This is a genomic window from Pseudomonas fluorescens, from assembly GCF_000968015.1.
Classification (GTDB): domain Bacteria; phylum Pseudomonadota; class Gammaproteobacteria; order Pseudomonadales; family Pseudomonadaceae; genus Aquipseudomonas; species Aquipseudomonas fluorescens_W.
This window is the reverse complement of the sequence record NZ_LACH01000097.1, coordinates 1-5,533: the sequence shown is the minus strand read 5'-3', so window position 1 is coordinate 5,533 and position 5,533 is coordinate 1. Positions and strand designations below refer to the sequence as shown.

General features: G+C 59.8%; 5 protein-coding genes. 3 read left to right on the top strand and 2 right to left on the bottom strand.

Going from position 1 to position 5,533, the window contains the following annotated elements; genetic code table 11:
* Positions 1-89: 89 nt before the first annotated feature.
* Together VD17_RS30375 and argF are read right to left on the bottom strand one after the other, a co-directional pair.
* The gene (locus VD17_RS30375) at positions 90-1,199 is read right to left on the bottom strand and encodes an ABC transporter ATP-binding protein (RefSeq protein WP_033057464.1); all 1,110 of its coding nucleotides are present in this window, start codon (positions 1,197-1,199) and stop codon (positions 90-92) included.
* A complete protein-coding gene (gene argF / locus VD17_RS30370) occupies positions 1,196-2,116 on the bottom strand; it encodes an ornithine carbamoyltransferase (RefSeq protein WP_033053690.1) in 921 nt (306 codons plus the stop codon). Before argF ends, VD17_RS30375 begins: the two co-directional genes overlap by 4 nt.
* Positions 2,117-2,533: 417 nt before the next feature.
* On the opposite strand from argF, the gene VD17_RS30365 reads away from it, so the two are divergent.
* The 3 genes from VD17_RS30365 (at position 2,534) to grxD (ending at position 5,503) form a co-directional block, all read left to right on the top strand.
* Positions 2,534-2,824, top strand: coding sequence for a hypothetical protein (locus tag VD17_RS30365; RefSeq protein ID WP_033057467.1), 291 nt, complete (start codon positions 2,534-2,536; stop codon positions 2,822-2,824).
* Positions 2,825-2,958: 134 nt separating this feature from the next.
* Positions 2,959-5,064 (top strand): molybdopterin oxidoreductase family protein, encoded by a 2,106-nt coding sequence (locus VD17_RS30360; protein ID WP_046057055.1) that lies wholly within the window; start codon positions 2,959-2,961, stop codon positions 5,062-5,064.
* A gap of 97 nt (positions 5,065-5,161) precedes the next feature.
* Positions 5,162-5,503 (top strand): Grx4 family monothiol glutaredoxin, encoded by a 342-nt coding sequence (gene grxD / locus VD17_RS30355; protein ID WP_007943565.1) that lies wholly within the window; start codon positions 5,162-5,164, stop codon positions 5,501-5,503.
* Positions 5,504-5,533 lie beyond the last annotated feature (30 nt).

Sequence of the window (5,533 nt, the reverse complement as noted above, 5' to 3'; positions counted from 1 at the left end):
GGCACATTCAACATCGATGTCGCCTGACACCCCGCCATCGTCGGAACGCCGCCCGGAGCAAGCTCGCTCCCACATTTTATTGCGTGTGCTTAGTGGGCGCTGCTGTAGCGGCGCACACCGGATTCCACGACCGGAATCTGCGCCGCCGTACTGCCCGACGCCTGAAACAGCACCAGGTGTTCAGCCGCGACACGAATGCCGACCTCTGAACCCACCTGATGATCGGCATGGCTCGGGAAAATCGATTCCAGCTGCGCGCCGGTCGGCAACTGCAAGCGATACAAGGTGGACGCACCCTGGAAAGACTTGCCGACAATCCGCGCCTTCAACGTGCTGTCCGGTGCATAAACGATATCGTCCGGACGCAGCAACACATCCACCGCACCGCCAACCGGCCAGGTGTAGGCACGATTACCGCGTAACTCACCCAGTTCGGTCTGTACCGACTCGGGGCTGCTCAGCTGACCACGAATGAAATAACCCTGGCCAATGAAACTGGCCACAAACGGCGTCAGCGGTTCGTGATACAGGTTGTAAGGCGTATCCCACTGCTCCAGGCGACCTTCTTTGAACACCCCCACATGGTCACTCACCGCGAAGGCCTCTTCCTGGTCGTGGGTCACCAGAATCGCGCTGGTACCACGGGCCTTGAGGATGTCGCGCACCTCATGGCTGAGCTTGCGTCGCAGCTCGCCATCAAGGTTGGAAAAGGGTTCGTCGAGCAGCAGCAGTTGCGGTTCCGGCGCCAAGGCACGGGCGAGGGCGACGCGCTGCTGTTGACCACCGGACAGCTCATGCGGGAAGCGCTTGCCGAGGTTTTTCAGGTTGACCAGTTCCAGCAACTCTTCGGTGACGCGATCCTTTTGCGGATGCTTGCGGATCCCGAAGGCGATGTTCTCGGCCACGCTCAAATGCGGAAACAGTGCGTAATCCTGGAAAACCATGCCGATCCGGCGTTTCTCCGGAGCAAGGGTGAAACCGGCGCGGGAGATGGTCTCGCCCGCCAACTGGATTTCACCTTCGTGCACCGGTTCGAAACCGGCAATCGCCCGCAGTGTGGTGGTTTTGCCGCAACCCGAAGAGCCCAGCAGGCAACCGATGTCGCCGGCATTCAAATGCAGGTTGAGGTTCTGCACGACGCGCTGGTCTTGATAGCCGCAGGCGAGGTTGCGCAAGTTCAGCAGTAATGGATGGCTCATGCGTGGTGGTACGCCGGTTCGACGAGAAACTCGAGCAGGGCCTTTTGTGCGTGAAGACGGTTTTCGGCTTGATCCCATGCGACGGAGCGCTGGTCATCGAGCAGGTCGACGCTGATTTCCTCGCCACGGTGGGCCGGCAGGCAGTGCATGAACAGCACGTCCGGTGCGGCCAGGTCGAGCAGGGCGCGGTTGACCTGAAACGGCGCGAACAGCTTCAGGCGTTTGGCGGTTTCCTCTTCCTGGCCCATGGAGGTCCAGACGTCGGTGCTGACTAGGTGGGCGCCGCGTACGGCATCCTTCGGATCGCGGACGATGGTGACCCGATCACCGGCCTTGGCTACGAATTCAGGGTTGGGTTCAAAGCCTTCCGGGCAAGCGACGCGCAACTGGAAGTCGAACTGGATCGCCGCTTCTATATAGCTGTTGCACATGTTGTTGCCGTCGCCGATCCAGGCCACGGTTTTGCCCTGGATCGAACCGCGGTGTTCGAGGAACGTCTGCATGTCGGCCAGCAACTGGCACGGGTGCAGGTCATCGGACAGGCCGTTGATCACGGGCACGCGGGAGTTGGCGGCGAATTCGGTCAGGGTGCTGTGGGCAAAGGTACGGATCATCACGGCGTCGAGCATGCTCGACATGACGATCGCGCAGTCGCCGATCGGCTCGCCACGGCCCAGTTGGGTGTCGCGCGGCGACAGGAAGATCGCCTGGCCACCGAGCTGGATCATGCCGGCTTCGAACGAAATACGGGTGCGAGTCGAGGACTTCTCGAAAATCATCCCGAGCACGCGGTTTTTCAGAGGCTCGAACAGTACGCCGCGGTTACGCAGGTCTTTGAGCTCAACGCCTCGACGGATCACGCTGACCAGCTCTTCGGGCGTGCAATCCATCAGGGAGAGAAAGTGCCTTGCGCTCATCATTGACTACCTTTTTGCAACAGACCGCAGATACTCAAAGCCTTGTTTAACTGAAAAACGGGCGAGACCTGCGGCGTAAGCCGCACGGGGCGACGAAATAGGGGAAGGCGCGATCTTATAATTAAATGTCGCGTCTTACCAATAGGGCTACGGTTTTTAGGGGATTTCAGAGGGGCTACGGGATGACCGCAGTAGCGCTTTTGAAGCCTGTTTCCTGACAGCAGCCCGTCATTTGTACACTGGGGTCGCGGGGCTTTGCAATCAAACGGGGCGGGGAAGGCGTAGCAACGGTCGGTTTCTGACCTGTCATTCGAAACATTTGTACTCAGGATGGCGGGGTGTGTCTGGTCTGAAACATTTGCTAATGCAAAGTGGCGGGTTATAACTAACGTACGAACGACGCAGGAAGCCTTCGGAATGGAATCGAAAGAACGACAGTTAATGGAATTACTCGGCCTCACCGCCCGCTCGTTGACCCACCTCACCGCGTCCATGACCTCGATGTCCTTCGAGTTGATGCGCAGTGAAGACGACGTGACCAAGGCCGCCGGCCGGCGGATGATCGACCGCATGGCAACCATCAGCACCGGGCTCGATGAGCACTGGCGACTGATCGGCGAACTCACCGGTGTTCATGTCGCTCAAGAGCAGATCGAAACCATCCAGGAGATCCAGTTGCAGGCGCCGCCGAGGCTGCCGCCGAACTGATCCCCAGCGGTCATCGGCTGGCCTGATGGCCGCCGATTCACAAGACGAACGTCGCTGGCGCAGCAGTGGATCAGGCGCCATAGTTTTGTTCCCGCGGCCGATATCGCCCGCCCAGAACAAGACAGAGACTGGCCATGACCAAGACTCTCCATCACCGTGCGTGCCACTTGTGCGAAGCCATCTGCGGCCTGACCATCGAAACCACCGAGGTCGAAGGCGCGGTGCAGATCACGTCGATCAAGGGTGACGCTCAGGATACCTTCAGCCGCGGGCACATCTGCCCCAAGGCCGTCGCCCTGCAAGATATTCAGAATGATCCGGATCGTCTGCGTCAGCCGATGCTGCGGGTCGGCAGTGAATGGCAACCCATCGAGTGGGAAGTCGCCTTCAACCTTGTAGCCGAACGCTTGGCGGCTATTCAGGAGCGTCATGGGCAAAACGCGGTGGCGGTCTATCAAGGCAACCCCAGCGTGCACAACTATGGGCTGATGACCCACAGCAATTACTTTCTCGGCCTGTTGAAAACCCGCAACCGGTTTTCCGCGACCTCGGTCGATCAGTTGCCCCATCACCTGACCAGCCATTTGATGTACGGCCACGGTTTGCTGTTGCCGATCCCGGACATCGATCACACCGATTTCATGCTGATCCTCGGCGGCAATCCGCTGGCGTCCAACGGCAGCATCATGACCGTGCCGGATGTGGAGAAGCGCTTGAAGGCCATTCAGGCCCGCGGCGGCAAAGTGGTGGTGGTCGATCCGCGCCGCAGCGAAACTGCGGCGATTGCCGACCAGCATCTGTTCGTGCGTCCCGGTGGCGATGCCGCGTTGTTGTTCGGACTGCTCAATACCTTGTTCGCTGAAGGCCTGACCCGCGACAGTCATTTGCCGGTGGATGGTCTGGATGAGGTGCGGGAAGCCGTCGCGAATTTCACCGCCGAGGCCATGAGCCCATTGTGCGCAGTACCCGCCGAACAGATCCGCCAACTGGCGCGGGACTTTGCGGCGGCGCCGACAGCGGTCTGTTACGGCCGCATGGGTGTCTCGACCCAGGCGTTCGGCACCTTGTGTCATTGGGTTGTGCAACTGATCAACCTGGTCACCGGTAATCTTGATCGCGTAGGAGGGGCATTGTGCACCGAACCTGCGGTGGACCTGGTGGCCTCCACCTCAGGTGGGCATTTCAATCTGTGGCAGAGCCGGGTCTCCGGGCGTCCTGAATATGGTGGAGAACTGCCGGTCTCGGCGCTGGCCGAAGAGATGCTTACCGAAGGGGAAGGGCAGGTTCGCGCGTTGATTACCGTGGCGGGTAATCCGGTGCTGTCGACGCCTAATGGCCGACAATTGGAACAGGCCCTGGACGGTTTGGAGTTCATGCTCAGCATCGACCTGTACATCAATGAAACCACGCGTTATGCCGACCTGATTATGCCGTCCACATCGGCCCTGGAAAATGATCACTACGACACCACATTCAACATGTTCGCGGTGCGTAACGTCACTCGGTTCAACCGCGCGATCCTGGGCAAGCCCGAAGGTGCGTTGCATGACTGGGAGATTTTCGTCGGGCTGGCCAAGGCCTTTGCTGCGAAGACCGGCAAGGAGCTGAAACCGACGATCCCGCCAGCGCAGATGATCGACCGTGGCTTGCGGATGGGGTTGTATGGTGATGCTTCGCAACAGAAATTGTCGCTGGCGACCTTGTTCGATCACCCTCATGGTGTCGATCTCGGGGCGCTGAAATCCAACCTGGCGCCACGCCTGAAAACCGCCAGCCAGCGCGTCCAGGCTGCGCCACCAGTGATCCTTGCCGACCTGGCGCGCTTTGCAGCCTTGCAAGCACCAGCGGCCGATGAGTTGCTGATGATTGGCCGCCGTCATGTGCGCAGCAACAACTCGTGGATGCACAACTATCACCGCCTGGTGAAGGGCAAGCCGCGCCATCAATTGCTGATGCACCCGGATGACCTGGCCAGCCGTGGGCTCAACGACGGGCAGCGCGTACGGGTCAGTTCGCGGGTCGGTGTGATTGAAGTTGAAGTGCTCGGCAGTCTGGATATGATGAAAGGTGTGGTCAGTCTTCCTCACGGTTGGGGCCATGCGCGGCCGGGCGTGCAGATGACCATTGCCAGTGGTCAGCCGGGCTCCAGCGCCAATGACTTGACCGACGAGTGTCAGCTCGATGAGTTGTCGGGCAATGCCGCGTTGAACGGTGTGCCAGTGACCGTGGCGGCGGCTTGATCAAGTCTGTCGGGGAGACCGAGCAGGGTGCTCGGGTTTCCGTTACAATGCGCCACCGTGCCGACCCCTGAGTCGGAAAGTTCAGCCGAGGTGCTCCATGGATATCATCGAAACGATTAAAGAGCAGATTGCTAACAACACCATTCTGCTTTACATGAAAGGTTCGCCGAATGCCCCGCAGTGTGGCTTCTCCGCGAAAGCCGCGCAGGCCGTGATGGCATGTGGTGAAAAGTTTGCGTACGTGGACATCCTGCAGAACCCGGAAATCCGCGCCAACCTGCCAAAATACGCCAACTGGCCAACTTTCCCGCAACTGTGGGTGGGCGGTGAGCTGGTCGGCGGTAGCGACATCATGACCGAGATGGCTGCTGACGGTTCGTTGCAGACCACCATCAAGGCTGCTGTTGAAGCGGCTGCTGCCAACAAGACCGAAGCCTAAACGATTGGCTCCCCTGTAGGAGCTGTCGAG